At 70.3% G+C, this 12,887-nt stretch carries 7 protein-coding genes and 1 rRNA gene; 4 read left to right on the forward strand and 4 right to left on the reverse strand.

Translation table 11 applies throughout. The annotated features are described in order from the left end of the window. A 16S ribosomal RNA gene (locus tag BM041_RS26560) occupies positions 1–87 on the reverse strand; the annotation flags it as partial. 566 nt (positions 88–653) lie between these two features. On the opposite strand from BM041_RS26560, the gene BM041_RS26565 reads away from it, so the two are divergent. Continuing rightward, the gene (locus BM041_RS26565) at positions 654–1,856 is read left to right on the forward strand and encodes a M23 family metallopeptidase (RefSeq protein ID WP_092962949.1); all 1,203 of its coding nucleotides are present in this window, start codon (positions 654–656) and stop codon (positions 1,854–1,856) included. A gap of 15 nt (positions 1,857–1,871) precedes the next feature. On the opposite strand, the gene BM041_RS26570 is transcribed toward BM041_RS26565, so the two are convergent. Together BM041_RS26570 and clpB are read right to left on the reverse strand one after the other, a co-directional pair. After that, entirely contained in the window at positions 1,872–3,575 is a 1,704-nt protein-coding gene (locus BM041_RS26570; RefSeq protein ID WP_217648855.1) for a Na/Pi cotransporter family protein, read from the reverse strand. Positions 3,576–3,757: 182 nt separating this feature from the next. Further along, complete coding sequence (gene clpB / locus BM041_RS26575) at positions 3,758–6,349, reverse strand: ATP-dependent chaperone ClpB (RefSeq protein WP_092962951.1); 2,592 nt, start codon at positions 6,347–6,349, stop codon at positions 3,758–3,760. 114 nt (positions 6,350–6,463) lie between these two features. Here clpB and BM041_RS26580 point away from each other — a divergent pair, with 114 nt between their 5' ends. Then, positions 6,464–7,234: an MOSC domain-containing protein gene (locus BM041_RS26580; protein ID WP_092962952.1), complete on the forward strand. Its 771-nt coding sequence runs from the start codon at positions 6,464–6,466 to the stop codon at positions 7,232–7,234. A gap of 141 nt (positions 7,235–7,375) precedes the next feature. Here BM041_RS26580 and ndk read toward each other — a convergent pair whose 3' ends face one another. Further along, positions 7,376–7,798: a nucleoside-diphosphate kinase gene (gene ndk, locus BM041_RS26585; protein ID WP_092962953.1), complete on the reverse strand. Its 423-nt coding sequence runs from the start codon at positions 7,796–7,798 to the stop codon at positions 7,376–7,378. Between the two features lie 123 nt (positions 7,799–7,921). Here ndk and BM041_RS26590 point away from each other — a divergent pair, with 123 nt between their 5' ends. Together BM041_RS26590 and BM041_RS30825 are read left to right on the forward strand one after the other, a co-directional pair. Beyond that, complete coding sequence (locus BM041_RS26590; RefSeq protein ID WP_092962954.1) at positions 7,922–9,790, forward strand: ABC-F family ATP-binding cassette domain-containing protein; 1,869 nt, start codon at positions 7,922–7,924, stop codon at positions 9,788–9,790. 92 nt (positions 9,791–9,882) lie between these two features. Beyond that, on the forward strand, positions 9,883–12,426 hold the full coding sequence (locus tag BM041_RS30825) for a response regulator (protein WP_092962955.1): 2,544 nt from the start codon (positions 9,883–9,885) through the stop codon (positions 12,424–12,426). Positions 12,427–12,887 lie beyond the last annotated feature (461 nt).

The raw sequence follows: 12,887 nt of genomic DNA on the forward strand, positions 1-12,887 counted from the left end.
CGCCACTGCCATTGCTGACCGTGCGACTTGCATGTGTTAAGCATGCCGCCAGCGTTCACTCTGAGCCAGGATCAAACTCTCAGGTTCATCAACCACTCAACACAGCAAGGCATCTCAGCCCTACCGCATCCAGCGATCCTTACCCGCCCAACTCATACACTGACCATAAACTTCCATCCGGCCACCCTTCCCCCCGTTCCACCACCACCCCGCACCGCTCTCGCGACACAAAGCAGAAGCAGCAGGAAGCCAAAAGGCAACCATACTATCTTCCCTCAACAGATACACAGCTTGAATGAACAAAATCTTATTCCTGGCCAGAACCCTGACCAGAAGCACCATCGCATCACTGCGTTGATGAAGATCGGCGCCTAACGGCGGGGCGCAGCATCTAGTGGCTTTCACCACCGTGTGCAACCCCGCTTTTCAGCGCCCCGTCCGGGAACCATCGGCTCCGTTCCGGTGAGACGGCTTTTACGGGCCGGGCCTGGGGGAGTCAACGACACCCCGTCACCAAACGGACATGGCAGCCATGAGCGACACGCCGTTGACACAAACCTCTTCTCGTCACGCAGCCGAAGCGGTCAACCCGTTGACTTCATTTGCCTTCACCGGGATGGTCCGCCCCCTCACTGCCCGGACAAGTCCACAGCATGACGCCTGCGACCCGCCTCGCCCTCTCGATCTGCGCCCTTCTCGCCGCCCCCATCGCGGATGTCGCAGCATCGGAACCACCGGCCGAGGCCCAGCGCGTCCTGACCGTCCGCCGCGGCGATACGCTGGGGGAACTGCTCACCAGCGCCGGCATCGGCCAGGCCGAGGCGCATGAGGCCATCGGCGCCCTGGCCACCGTCTTCCCGCCCCGCAGCCTCGCCGTCGGGCAGGAGGTCGGCCTCCGCCTCGCCCCCGACCGGGACAATGCCCTCCTCGCGCTGGAGATCGAGCCCGCCCCGGGCCGCACCATCGCGCTCCGCCGACAGGGCGATCGCTGGGTGGTGGAGGAGCAGGTCATCCCCCGCCAGCGCCACCTCGCGCGCATCGAGGCGCCCATCATCGGCGGCGTCTACCTGACCCTGACCCGCGCCGGCATGCCCGCGCCGCTCACCCATGCCCTGATCCGCGCGCTGTCCCATGAGGTGGACTTCCAGCGCGACATCCAGCCGGGCGATCGCATCGCCGTGGCCTTCGAACGGCTGCGCGCCCCGGATGGCGACCTGCTCGGCCATGGCCAGCTGCTCCACGCCTCCCTCACCCTGTCAGGGCGTGAACTCAGCGTCTGGCGCCATGTCGAAGCCGATGGCGATGCCGCCTGGTATTACGCGGATGGCCGCCCCCTGGCAGGCGGTTTCCTGCGCACGCCGCTCGATGGCGCACGGCTCACCTCCGGCTTCGGCATGCGCCGGCATCCCGTGCTCGGCTTCTCCCGCCGGCATGAGGGCCTGGACTTCGCCGCGCCCCCCGGCACACCGATCTATGCCGCGGCAGACGGCGTGGTCGCCGCCGCCCGGATGGAGCGCGGCTATGGCCGGACCGTTCGGCTGCGCCATCCCGGCGGCATCGAGACCGTCTACGCCCACATGTCCCGCTTCGCCCGGAACCTGAAGCCCGGCGATCGCGTGCGGCAGGGGGATGTGATCGGCGCGGTCGGGTCCTCCGGCATGTCCACCGGCCCGCACCTTCATTATGAGATCCGCCTGGCCGGCCGTGCCCAGGACCCGGCCCGCGCCGCCCTGCCGGCTGGGGAGAGGCTGCGGGGCACGGAACTGGCCGCCTTCCATGACCGTCGCCGGGAATTGAACCGCCAGATGGCGCAGATCGCCTCCGGCCGGACGGAGGTCGCCCTGGCCGGCGACTGAGCCGCGGGCGACTGATCACCCCCCGGCCAGGCTTTCCGCCAGGTTCGGCTCCGTCGCCAGCCGGCTCGGCAGCAATTCCCCCCGGCGTTCCAGCAGCGGGTGGGCGACCATCGCGAAATGCGCGCCGATGCGGCGCAGGTCCCGCACCGCATCCAGCAGCAGGCCCGCGGCCGCGCCCCCTTCCGCGGCGGACCGGTCGGCGGCCTCCGCCATCCGGTGCAGGGCCAGGCGCTCTGCCTCGCGCAGCGCCTCCTTCTCCCGCACCAGGCGGCGGGCGGCCTCCGCATCCTCCCGGATGAAGACCGCGACGGCCAGGCGCAGCTGCGCCTGGAGGCGAAGGTGCAGCCCCGTGATCTCCGCCGCGATATCGGCCGGCAGCGGAAGGCCGCGCCGTGCCCATTTCTGGGCAAGGCCCAGCAGGTCGCGCTCCAGCACATCCCCCGCATGTTCCAGGCTGACGGCGAAGGCGCGGATTTCCGCGAGCCGCCGCGCATCATCCTCGCCCAGCGTCTCCTGCGGGATGCGCGCCAGGTAGCCCTGGACCTGCCGGTGCAGCCGGTCCACCTGGTCATCCAGGCGCTTGGCCACCTTGGGCCGTTCCCGGTCCCCTTCCTGGAAGGCGGCGGTGGAGGCCGCGAGCATCGCCTCCACCGTATCGGCAATCCGCAGCACCTCCCGCGCTGCATTCGCCAGCGCGACGGGTGGCGTCTCCAGCACATCGGGGTCGAGGTAGCGGGCCGCCGCGGGGTCCTCCGCCGGCGGCCGGTCCGGCACCAGGCGTTCCATGCCGCGGGCCAGCAGGCCGAGCAGCGGCCAGGCGAGGATCGCCGTGCCGAGATTGAAGGCGAGATGCGCCTGCGCGGCGAAAAGCGCGCCCGCCTGGCTCTCCACCAGCGGCAGCAGCAGCGGCATGGCGCCGAGCACCAGCACCGCGCCCACCAGACGATTGGCGATGTTGCCCAGGGCGACGCGCAGCCGGGCGCGTTCCGGCCCGGCCTCCCCCAGCGCACCCAGCAGCGGGTTCACCGCGCTGCCGATATTGGCGCCCAGCACCATGGCGATGCAGGCCTCCGCCCCCAGCAGGCCGGAGGCCGCCAGCGAGGCGATGAACAGCATGGCCGCGACGGAGGAATGCGCCGCCCAGGCCAGCAGCCCCGCCACCACCAGATTGGGCAGCGGCATGTCGGCAAACACGCCGATCAGCGCCCGCAGGGTCGGCGATGCCTCCACCGGCGCCATGCTTGCGGAGAGCAGGTGCAGCGAGATCAGCATCAGGCCGACCCCGATGAACACCCGCCCGACATCCTTCCCCCGGCTGCCGCTGCTGCGCCGGAAGGCGATGACCCCCGCCAGCACCAAGGCCGGCGCCAGGGCGGACACCTCGAATGACAGCGCGAAGACGATCAGCGCGGTGCCGATATTGGCGCCCAGCATGGCCGCCAGCGCCGGCGCCAAGGCCACCCCGGCCCCGGCCGCGAAGCTGCCGACCATCAGCGCCGTCGCGGTGGAGGATTGCAGCGCCGCGGTGGCGAACAGCCCCGCCGCCACGGCGCGGACCCGGCTGCCCAGCGCGACACCCAGCACATGGCGAAGGCGCATGCCGAAGGCCCGCTGCACCCCGGACTGCACCATGTGCAGACCCCAGAGCAGCAACGCGGCCTCGCCAGCCAGTTCCACCAGCAGCAGCGCCTGGGACAAGGCCTCACCTCTCTGTGTCATAAAACTGAAACAGAGAGACTAGGCCCAGGGGGGAGTCTAGGGGAAGGCGTTGCCTTCCCCAAACCCCATCCACCAGGAGGCAGAGCCTCCTGGACCATCATCAGTTCAAATCCGACGGTCCAGGGGCGTCACGCCCCTGGCGTGGGGGGAATCGGGGGGAGCAGCGCTCCCCCCGGGCCGCGTCACGCCGCCTGCTTCAGCACCGGCCGCACTTCCAGCCCATCCGCGCTCGCCGTCACCAGCAGCACCGCCCCATCGCCGACCGTGCCTTCCAGCAGCAGCCCCGCCAGCTTGTCCTGCAGGCTCCGCTGGATCACCCGCTTCAGCGGCCGGGCGCCATAGGCCGGGTCGTAGCCCGCCTCCGCCAGCCATTCCCGCGCGCTGGCGTCCAACTCCAGCGTGATGTTCCGGTCCTCCAGCAGCTTGCGCAGCCGGATCAGCTGGATGTCGACGATGTGCGTCATGTCGCCCCGCGCCAGGCGGCGGAACAGCACCACCTCATCCAGCCGGTTCAGGAATTCGGGCCGGAAGCGTTCACGCACCGCCCGCATCACCGCCGGCCGCGCCGCCTCGATGTCCGAGGTCTCGGGCAGTTCGGCGATCGCCTGGCTGCCGAGGTTGCTGGTCAGCACGATGATGGTGTTGCGGAAATCGACCGTCCGCCCCTGGCCATCCGTCAGGCGGCCATCATCCAGCACCTGCAGCAGGATGTTGAAGACGTCCTCATGCGCCTTCTCCACCTCGTCGAACAGGATCACCTGGTAGGGGCGCCGCCGGATCGCCTCCGTCAGCGCGCCGCCCTCGTCATAGCCGACATAGCCCGGAGGGGCACCGACCAGGCGGCTGACGGCGTGCTTCTCCATGTATTCGGACATGTCGATCCGCGTCATCGCGCGTTCGTCGTCGAACAGGAAATTCGCCAGCGACTTCACGAGTTCGGTCTTGCCGACGCCGGTCGGGCCGAGGAACAGGAAGCTGCCGATCGGCCGGTTCGGGTCCTGCAACCCGGCCCGCGCCCGCCGCACGGCCTTGGAGACCGCTTCCAGCGCCTCCTCCTGCCCCACCACCCGCTGGCGCAACGCGTCTTCCATCTTGAGGAGCTTGGCGCGTTCCCCTTCCAGCATCTTCTCCACGGGGATGCCGGTCCAGCGGCTGACGACGCCGGCGATGCCTTCCTCCGTCACCGCCTCATTCACCAGCCGCGCATCGCCGTCGCCGGTCGCGGCGATCTTCTTCTCGAGGTCCGGGATCACGCCGTATTTCAGCTCGCCCGCCTTGGCGTAGTCGCCGCGCCGTTCCGCCAGTTCCAGCTCGGTCCTCGCCTTGTCGAGTTCCTCCTTGGCCTTCTGCGTCTCGACGACCTTGCCCTTCTCGGCCTCCCAGCGCTGGGTCAGGACCTGGCTCTCTTCCTCCAGATCGGCCAGCTCCTTCTCCAGCTTCACCAGCCGGTCGCGGCTCGCGGAATCCTGTTCCTTGCGCAGGGCCTCGCGCTCGATCTTCAGGCGCATCAGGTCGCGGTCGATCGCGTCCAGCTCCTCCGGCTTGCTGTCCACCTGCATCCGCAGGCGCGACGCAGCCTCATCCACCAGATCGATCGCCTTGTCCGGCAGGAAGCGGTCCGTGATGTAGCGGTTGGACAGCGTCGCGGCCGCCACCAGCGCGCCATCGGCGATGCGCACGCCGTGGTGCAGCTCATACTTCTCCTTGATCCCGCGCAGGATGGAGATGGTGTCGGCGACGCTGGGTTCGCCGACGAAGACCGGCTGGAAGCGCCGCGCCAGCGCCGCGTCCTTCTCCACATGCTTGCGATATTCGTCGAGCGTGGTGGCGCCGACGCAATGCAACTCGCCCCGGGCCAGTGCGGGCTTGATGAGGTTGGACGCGTCCATCGCCCCATCCGCCTTGCCCGCGCCGACCAGCGTGTGCATCTCGTCGATGAAGAGGATGACGTCGCCCGCGGCGTCCTCCACCTCCTTCAGCACACCCTTCAGGCGTTCCTCGAACTCGCCGCGATACTTGGCGCCCGCGACCATGGCGCCGAGGTCGAGCGCCATGACGCGCTTGTTCTTCAGCGCCTCCGGCACGTCGCCGCGGATGATACGCAGCGCGAGCCCTTCGACGATGGCGGTCTTGCCGACGCCGGGCTCGCCGATCAGCACGGGGTTGTTCTTGGTGCGGCGCGCCAGGACCTGGATGGTGCGACGGATCTCCTCGTCACGCCCGATGACGGGGTCGAGCTTTCCCTCGCGGGCCAGCGCCGTCAGGTCGCGCGCGTATTTCTTCAGCGCCTCGAACTGCTGTTCGGCGTTCTGGCTGTCCACGGTGCGGCCCTTGCGGAGGTCGGCGACCGCCTTCTCCAGCCGCTGCGCATCGGCGCCGGCGGCGCGCAGCGCGCGGCCGGCCTGCGTCTCGCTGGCGGCCAGCGCCTGCAACAGCCGGTCTTGCGCCACGAATTCGTCGCCGGCCTTGGTCGCCAGCTGTTGCGCGGAATCCAGCACGCGCACGATGTCCGGCATGAATTGCGGCTGCTGGCCGGCGGCCCCGCCACCCGTCACCTTGGGCTGCTTCGCCAGCTCGGCCTCCACCGACTGGCGCGCCACCTTGGCATCGCCCCCGGCAGCGGCGATCAGCCCGGCGGCAGCCCCCTGCTCGTCATCCAGCAGCGCCTTCAGCAGGTGCTCCGCCGTGACGCGCTGGTGGTAGTCGCGGATCGCGATGGTCTGCGCGGCCTGCAGGAAGCCGCGCGCGCGGTCGGTGAATTTCTCGATGTCCATTCGCTTGTCCCTCTCTGGAGCGGACCGGCACCCCAAGCCCCCGATCGGGCAGCAAGGGTTTGCCTTCGCGCCTGATGTGGTATGCGCCGCCGCGGCGCTTCAAGGGGATGACCTATGCGTGTCGAACGGATCACCCGCTATCCCGTCAAGGGTCTGACCGGGGAGTTGATGGATGTCGTTGACATCGCCGCGGGCGATGGCCTGCCGCATGACCGCCGCTTCGCCTTCGCCCAGGGCGACAGCCCCTTCGACCCCGCCGCGCCCGCCTGGATGCAGAAGCGCCATTTCGCCTGCCTGATGGCCAATGCCGGCATCGCCGCCATCCGATCGGCCTATGACCCCGTCACCGGCATGCTGCTGCTGATGGCCCCCGGTTTCCCCCACCTGGCCGTGGACCTGGCCCTGCCCGGCGACCGGGACCGGGCGGCGGCCTGGATGACGGCGTATCTGGGGCCGGAGGCCCGCGGGTCGCTCCGCCTGGCGGAGGCGCCGGGCCATGCCTTCACCGACATCGCCGCCAAGGCGGTCTCGATCATCGGGCTTTCCAGCGTGAAGGCGCTGTCGGAGAAGGTGGGGATGGAGCTCGACCCGGTCCGCTTCCGCGCCAACATCCTGTTTTCCGGCGCCGCCCCCTTCGCGGAGCTGGGCTGGGTCGGCCGGGAATTCCTCGTCGGCGGGACACGGATGAAGATCTTCAAGCGCACCCAGCGCTGCCCGGCGACCGAGGTGAACCCGGAAACGGCGGAGCGCGACGCCAAGCCCCAGAAATGGCTGCGGGACCATTACGGCCACGCCGATATGGGGGTCTATGCGGAGGTCCTGGAAGGCGGCCGGATCGCGGTGGGCGATGCGATGGAGCCGGTGCAGGCGGAGCTGCTCGGGTGATTCCGGGGGAACGCCGTTCCCCCGGACCCCCATGCCAAGGGGCAGCGGCCCCTTGTGACCCCGTCAGATGACGGTCCAGGAGGCTCTGCCTCCTGGCGGTAGGGGTTTGGGGAAGGCAGCGCCTTCCCCAACCTTCTCAGCTCAGCCGACGATCTCGGCGCCCGCGAAGAAATACGCGATCTCGATGGCGGCGTTCTCCGCGCTGTCGGACCCGTGCACGGAATTCGCCTCGATGCTCTCCGCGAACAGCTTGCGGATGGTGCCCTCGGCGGCGTTGGCCGGGTTGGTGGCACCCATCAGCTCACGGTTCTTGGCCACCGCGCCCTCGCCTTCCAGCACCTGCACCACGACCGGGCCGGAGATCATGAAGGACACCAGGTCGTTGAAGAAGCCGCGCTCCTTGTGCACGCCGTAGAAGCTCTCGGCCTGGGCCTTGGTCATCTGGATGCGCTTCTGGGCGACGATGCGCAGGCCGTTCTTCTCGAACACCGCATTGATGGCGCCGGTCAGGTTGCGGCGGGTCGCGTCGGGCTTGATGATGCTGAAGGTGCGCTCGATGGCCATGGGACTGGTTCCTGTTGCGTGTGCGAAAGCTGGCGGGCGGATAAGGGGGTAAGCCCGCCAAGGCAAGCCCCGGGGCCTTCCACCGGGCTACGCGCCGGGCTTTCCAGGCTGTAGAAGCCCCCCATGACCGTCATCGCCATCCGCAGCCTCACCATCCGCTTCGGCGGCCGCACCCTGCTCGACAATGCCGATTTGATGCTGGATGCCGGCCGCAAGATCGGCCTGGTCGGCCGCAACGGCGCCGGCAAATCCACCATGCTCAAGGCCATCACCGGCGAATTGCAGCCGGATGGCGGGGAGATCCGGCTGGCCCAGCGGGCCAAGCTGGGTGTCGTCGCCCAGGAAGCCCCGGGGGGCGCCACCTCCCTCCTCGACAGCGTGCTGGAAGCGGATACCGAGCGCCACAGCCTGCTCCAGGCGCTGGAGGACCCCGCCCAGGCCCATCGCGTCGCGGAAATTCACGAAAGACTCATCGATATCCGCGCGGACAGCGCCCCGGCGCGGGCCGCCATCATCCTCTCCGGCCTCGGCTTCGATGCCGCCGCCCAGGCCCGGCCGCTCGATTCCTTCTCCGGCGGCTGGCGCATGCGCGTGGCCCTGGCCCGCGCCCTGTTCCCGGAGCCCGACCTGCTGCTGCTGGACGAACCGACCAACCACCTCGACCTCGAAGCCACCATGTGGCTGGAAGGCTGGCTGGCGAAGTTCCCGGGTGCGGCCATCGTCGTCAGCCATGACCGCGGGCTGCTGGACCGGGCGGTGGACGGCATCGCCCATCTCGACCAGCAGAAGGTCACCTTCTACCCCGGCAATTACGAGAATTTCGTCCGGGTGCGCACCGAACGCGCCGCCCAGCAGGAAAGCCAGCGCACCAAGATCGCCGCCCAGCGCGCCCATATGCAGGCCTTCGTGGACCGTTTCCGCGCCAAGGCCACCAAGGCCCGCCAGGCCCAGTCCCGCCTCAAGGCCCTGGCCAAGCTGCCCGTCATCGACGCGGTGGTGGAGGATGCCGCGAGCAGCTTCGCCTTCCCGGAACCCGAGGAACTGGCGCCGCCCATCCTCTCCATCGAACAGGCTGATGCCGGCTATGGCGGCACCCCCATCCTGAAGGGCATCGACCTCCGACTGGACCAGGAGGACCGGATCGCCCTGCTGGGGGCCAACGGCAACGGCAAGTCCACACTGGCGAAGCTGATCGCCGGGCGCCTCGCCCCCATGCGCGGCACGGTCAGGCGATCCTCCAAGCTGCGCGTCGGCTTCTTCGCCCAGCACCAGTCGGAAGACCTGGACCATTCCGGCACGCCGCTGTCCCACATGCAGGCGGCGCTGCCCATGGCCACCATCCAGCAATGCCGCGCCCAGCTCGCCCGCTTCGGCCTGAATGTCGAGCGTGCCGAAACCCGGATCGAGCGCTGCTCGGGCGGCGAGAAGGCGCGGCTGCTGCTGGCGCTCTGCACGCGCGATGCCCCTCAGCTGCTGATCCTCGACGAGCCGACCAACCACCTCGACATCGATGCGCGTGAGGCCCTGGTCCGCGCGCTGGCGGAGTACAAGGGCGCCGTCCTCCTCATCAGCCACGACCCCCATCTGGTGGAGCTGGTCGCCGATCGCCTCTGGCTCGTCGCCGATGGCAAGGTGACGAGCTACGAGGGCGACATGGACGAATACCGCGCCCTGCTGGCCGACCGCGCCCGGGGCGGCGGCGGCGGTGGCGGCGGGGAGGCGCGCACGCCATCCGACCGCGCCGCCCGCGCCCAGACCCGCGCCCAGCTCGCGCCCCTCCGCGCCCGGCTGAAGGAGGTGGAGAAGCTGATCGAGCGCCATACGCTGGAAGGCAAGCTGATCGAGAAGAAGCTCGCCGACCCCGCCACCTATGCCGCGCGCAAGGCGCAGGACATCGCCTGGGCCACCACGCGCCAGGCCTTCCTCGCCCGCCAGATCGCCGCGCTGGAACAGGAATGGCTGGAGATCTCCGAACAGCTGGAGGCCGCCTGACCATGACAATCCCGTAGATCCGCGGGCGCGACCCTTCCCGCCCCGCGGTCAGATCGCGGACCCTGCCCTCAACGAGCAACCGGGAAACGTCCTTGTCCTTCCGCCGCGTCAGCGTCGCGATCCTGGCCATTGCCGGCGTCTTCCTGCTGTCGCTGGCCGGCGTGCGCATGGCCTTCCTGGAACAGGAACGCAGCGCGGCGCTGGAGCGGGCGGAGATCGGCACGCGCGAACTGGCCCGGCTGCTGGAACAATATGCCCGCCGGACCTTCGAGACGGCGGACCTCGTCTCCAACCGCGTCGCGGACCGCGTCGCCACCCTCGGCGGCACCGCGGCGGTGGCCAGCGACGAGGGCTTCCATCACTGGCTGCGCGACCTCTCCGCCCGATCAACGGGCGACTACATCATGGTGGTGGACGAAGGCGCGCGCCCGGTCGCGCTCAGCAACCTGTTCCCCGCCCCGGATTTCGATTTCCGCGACCGCCGATGGTTCCAGGCCCACCTCGCCGGCATCGACCGCCATGTGGGTGAGGCGATCTACAGCCGCGTGACGCGGGAGATCCTTTTCACCTATTCCATCGCCCTGCGTGATGCCGATGGGCGGCTTTCCGGCGCCGTGCAGATCGCCCAGCGCCTCGGCTTCTTCCAGCAGCAGGCGGAGGCCAGCGAGATCGGCCGCGGCGCCGTGCTCGGCATGTTCGATGCGGAGGGCCGGCTCCTCGCCCGCACCGGCATGACGACCGCCATGGTAGGCCGGACCATCGCCGGCACCGACTTGGCCCGCCGCAACATGGGGAGCACCAGCGGCACGATCCGCGCGACCACCGTCTTCGAGCCGGGGGAACGCATCATCTCCTTCCGCCGCCTGCCGGACTGGCCCGTGATCGTCGCCGCCAGCGTGCCGGTGGACAGCGCCCTGGCCCCCTTCCGCGCCGCCCTCATCTGGTCCGGCAGCATCGTCGGCGCCGTCGCCGTCGCGCTGATCTTCCTCACCGGCCTCGCCCTGCGCCTGGCGCGGCGGGAGGAACGGGCGCGGGAGGATCTGGCCTGCGCCAATGCCGCGCTGCGCGATGCGGCGACGGCGCTGGAGCAGCGGGTGGCGGAGCGCACCCGCGCCTTGGCTGCGGCCCGCGACCAGTTGGCGGACAGCGAGGACCGCTTCCGCGCCATCTTCAACAGCACCTTCCAGTTCATCGGCCTGCTCACGCCGGACGGCACGATGCTGGAGGTGAACGACACCGCGCTGGCCTTCGGCGGCGTCACGCGCGCGGAGGTCGTCGGCCGCAAGGTATGGGAAACTCGCTGGTTCGACATGGGCGCGGCCGCGCAGGACCGTGCCCGCGCCGCCGTCGCCGCCGCCGCCGCCGGCACGCCCCAGCGCTATGAGGAGGTGGTCCGCGGCGGCGACCGCCTGGCCGCCATCGACTTCTCCATCCGCCCCCTGCGGGACAAGGATGGCCGCATCACCCTGCTGGTCCCCGAGGGCCATGACCTGACGGAGCTGAAGGCCGCCGAGGCCCGGCTGCGGGAGGCGCAGAAGATGGAGACGCTCGGCCAGCTCACCGGCGGCGTCGCGCATGACTTCAACAACCTGCTGATGGCGGTGCTCGGCAACCTCGCGCTGCTGAAGAAGCGCCTGCCGGATGATCCGCGCCTGGCGCGGCTGCTGGATGGCGCGTTGCAGGGGGCGGAACGCGGCGCGGCGCTGACCCAGCGCCTGCTGGCCTTCGCCCGCCGCCAGGAACTGCGCCCCGCCCCGGTGGACCTGCCGGCGCTGGTGCGCGGCATGGCGGACCTGCTGGAACGCTCCGTCAGCCCCGGCGTGCGGATCGAGACCGACCTGCCGCCCGGGCTGCCGGCCGCGATGGTCGACGCCAACCAGCTGGAACTCGCCTTGCTGAACCTGGCCGTGAACGGGCGCGACGCCATGCCGGATGGCGGCGTGCTGGCGGTGACGCTGGGGGAGGCGCAGGCCCCCTCCCCGGCTGCGCCGCCCGGCCTGGCGCCGGGCGCCTATCTCTGCCTCGGCGTGCGGGATAACGGCATCGGGATGGAGGCGGCGACGCTGGCCCGCGCCGTGGAGCCCTTCTTCACCACCAAGGGCGCCGGCCGCGGCTCCGGCCTCGGCCTGTCCATGGTGCAGGGGCTGGCCCAGCAATCCGGCGGCGGCCTGGTGCTGAGGAGCACCCCCGGCGCCGGCACGCTGGCCGAGATCTGGCTGCCCCGCGCGAACGAAGCCGCCGCGCCCCCACGCCCGCCGGAGGCGAACGCCCTGCCCCGGATGGGTCCGCGCCGCGTGCTGGTGGTGGATGACGATCCGCTGGTGGCCGCCGGCACGGCCCTGATGCTGGAGGATCTGGGCCATGGCGCGCTGGTGGCGGGCTCGGCGCAGGAGGCGATCGCCATCATCGCCCAGGACCGCGCCATCGACCTGGTGCTGACGGATTACGCGATGCCCGGGATGAACGGGCTCGACCTCGCCGGGCTGCTGCGGCGCGACCATCCCGGGCTGAAGGTGGCGCTGGCGACCGGACATGCCGAATTGCCGGCGGCGGAGACATCGTGGCTGCCACGCATCAACAAGCCCTATGGGCAGCAGGACCTGGCCCGCCTGGTCGCGCGCCTGACGGCGGCCTGAGCGGGTGCGGCGACAGCCGCTACCCCGGGAGCGGCGATCGCCGCTACCCCGGGGGCGGCTATCGCCGCTACCCCGCTTGCTCCATCACGGGATGCGGCGGCCGCACCTCCTCCTCCGCCAGCGTCCGGCGCATGAAGGTCGGCCACAAGGCCCAGACCGTCCCGGGTTCCGTCGCCTCAGCCGTCGCCGGGCCGTCGCCGGGCGCCCGCGCCGGGGACGCTGCCGGCGCTGGCAGCGCGCCCTCGCCCGCTTTTGTCGCCGCCGCCCTTCTTATCCCCGCCCTTCTTGTCCCCGCCCTTCTTGTCATGGCGTTTTCCCCGCGGATGGTCCGCGGCCCCATCCTGGCGAAAACCACCGCGCCTCCGCAACCCGGCGACGAATTCCCTGCCGCAGCCGCGATCCGGCGCTGCATCGCTGTCACAGCCGGCCCCGCCGGTGAAACTTCCTGAAATATGGCGCCA

The organism is Falsiroseomonas stagni DSM 19981 (genome assembly GCF_900114315.1).
GTDB classification, from domain to species: domain Bacteria; phylum Pseudomonadota; class Alphaproteobacteria; order Acetobacterales; family Acetobacteraceae; genus Falsiroseomonas; species Falsiroseomonas stagni.

Bases quoted from the DNA above. Each gene is read 5' to 3' on its own strand.
- clpB (WP_092962951.1), bottom strand. From the start codon at position 6,349: ATGGACATCGAGAAATTCACCGACCGCGCGCGCGGCTTCCTGCAGGCC.
- BM041_RS26570 (WP_217648855.1), bottom strand. From the start codon at position 3,575: ATGACACAGAGAGGTGAGGCCTTGTCCCAGGCGCTGCTGCTGGTGGAA.
- ndk (WP_092962953.1), bottom strand. From the start codon at position 7,798: ATGGCCATCGAGCGCACCTTCAGCATCATCAAGCCCGACGCGACCCGC.
- BM041_RS26590 (WP_092962954.1), top strand. From the start codon at position 7,922: ATGACCGTCATCGCCATCCGCAGCCTCACCATCCGCTTCGGCGGCCGC.
- BM041_RS26565 (WP_092962949.1), top strand. From the start codon at position 654: ATGACGCCTGCGACCCGCCTCGCCCTCTCGATCTGCGCCCTTCTCGCC.
- BM041_RS26580 (WP_092962952.1), top strand. From the start codon at position 6,464: ATGCGTGTCGAACGGATCACCCGCTATCCCGTCAAGGGTCTGACCGGG.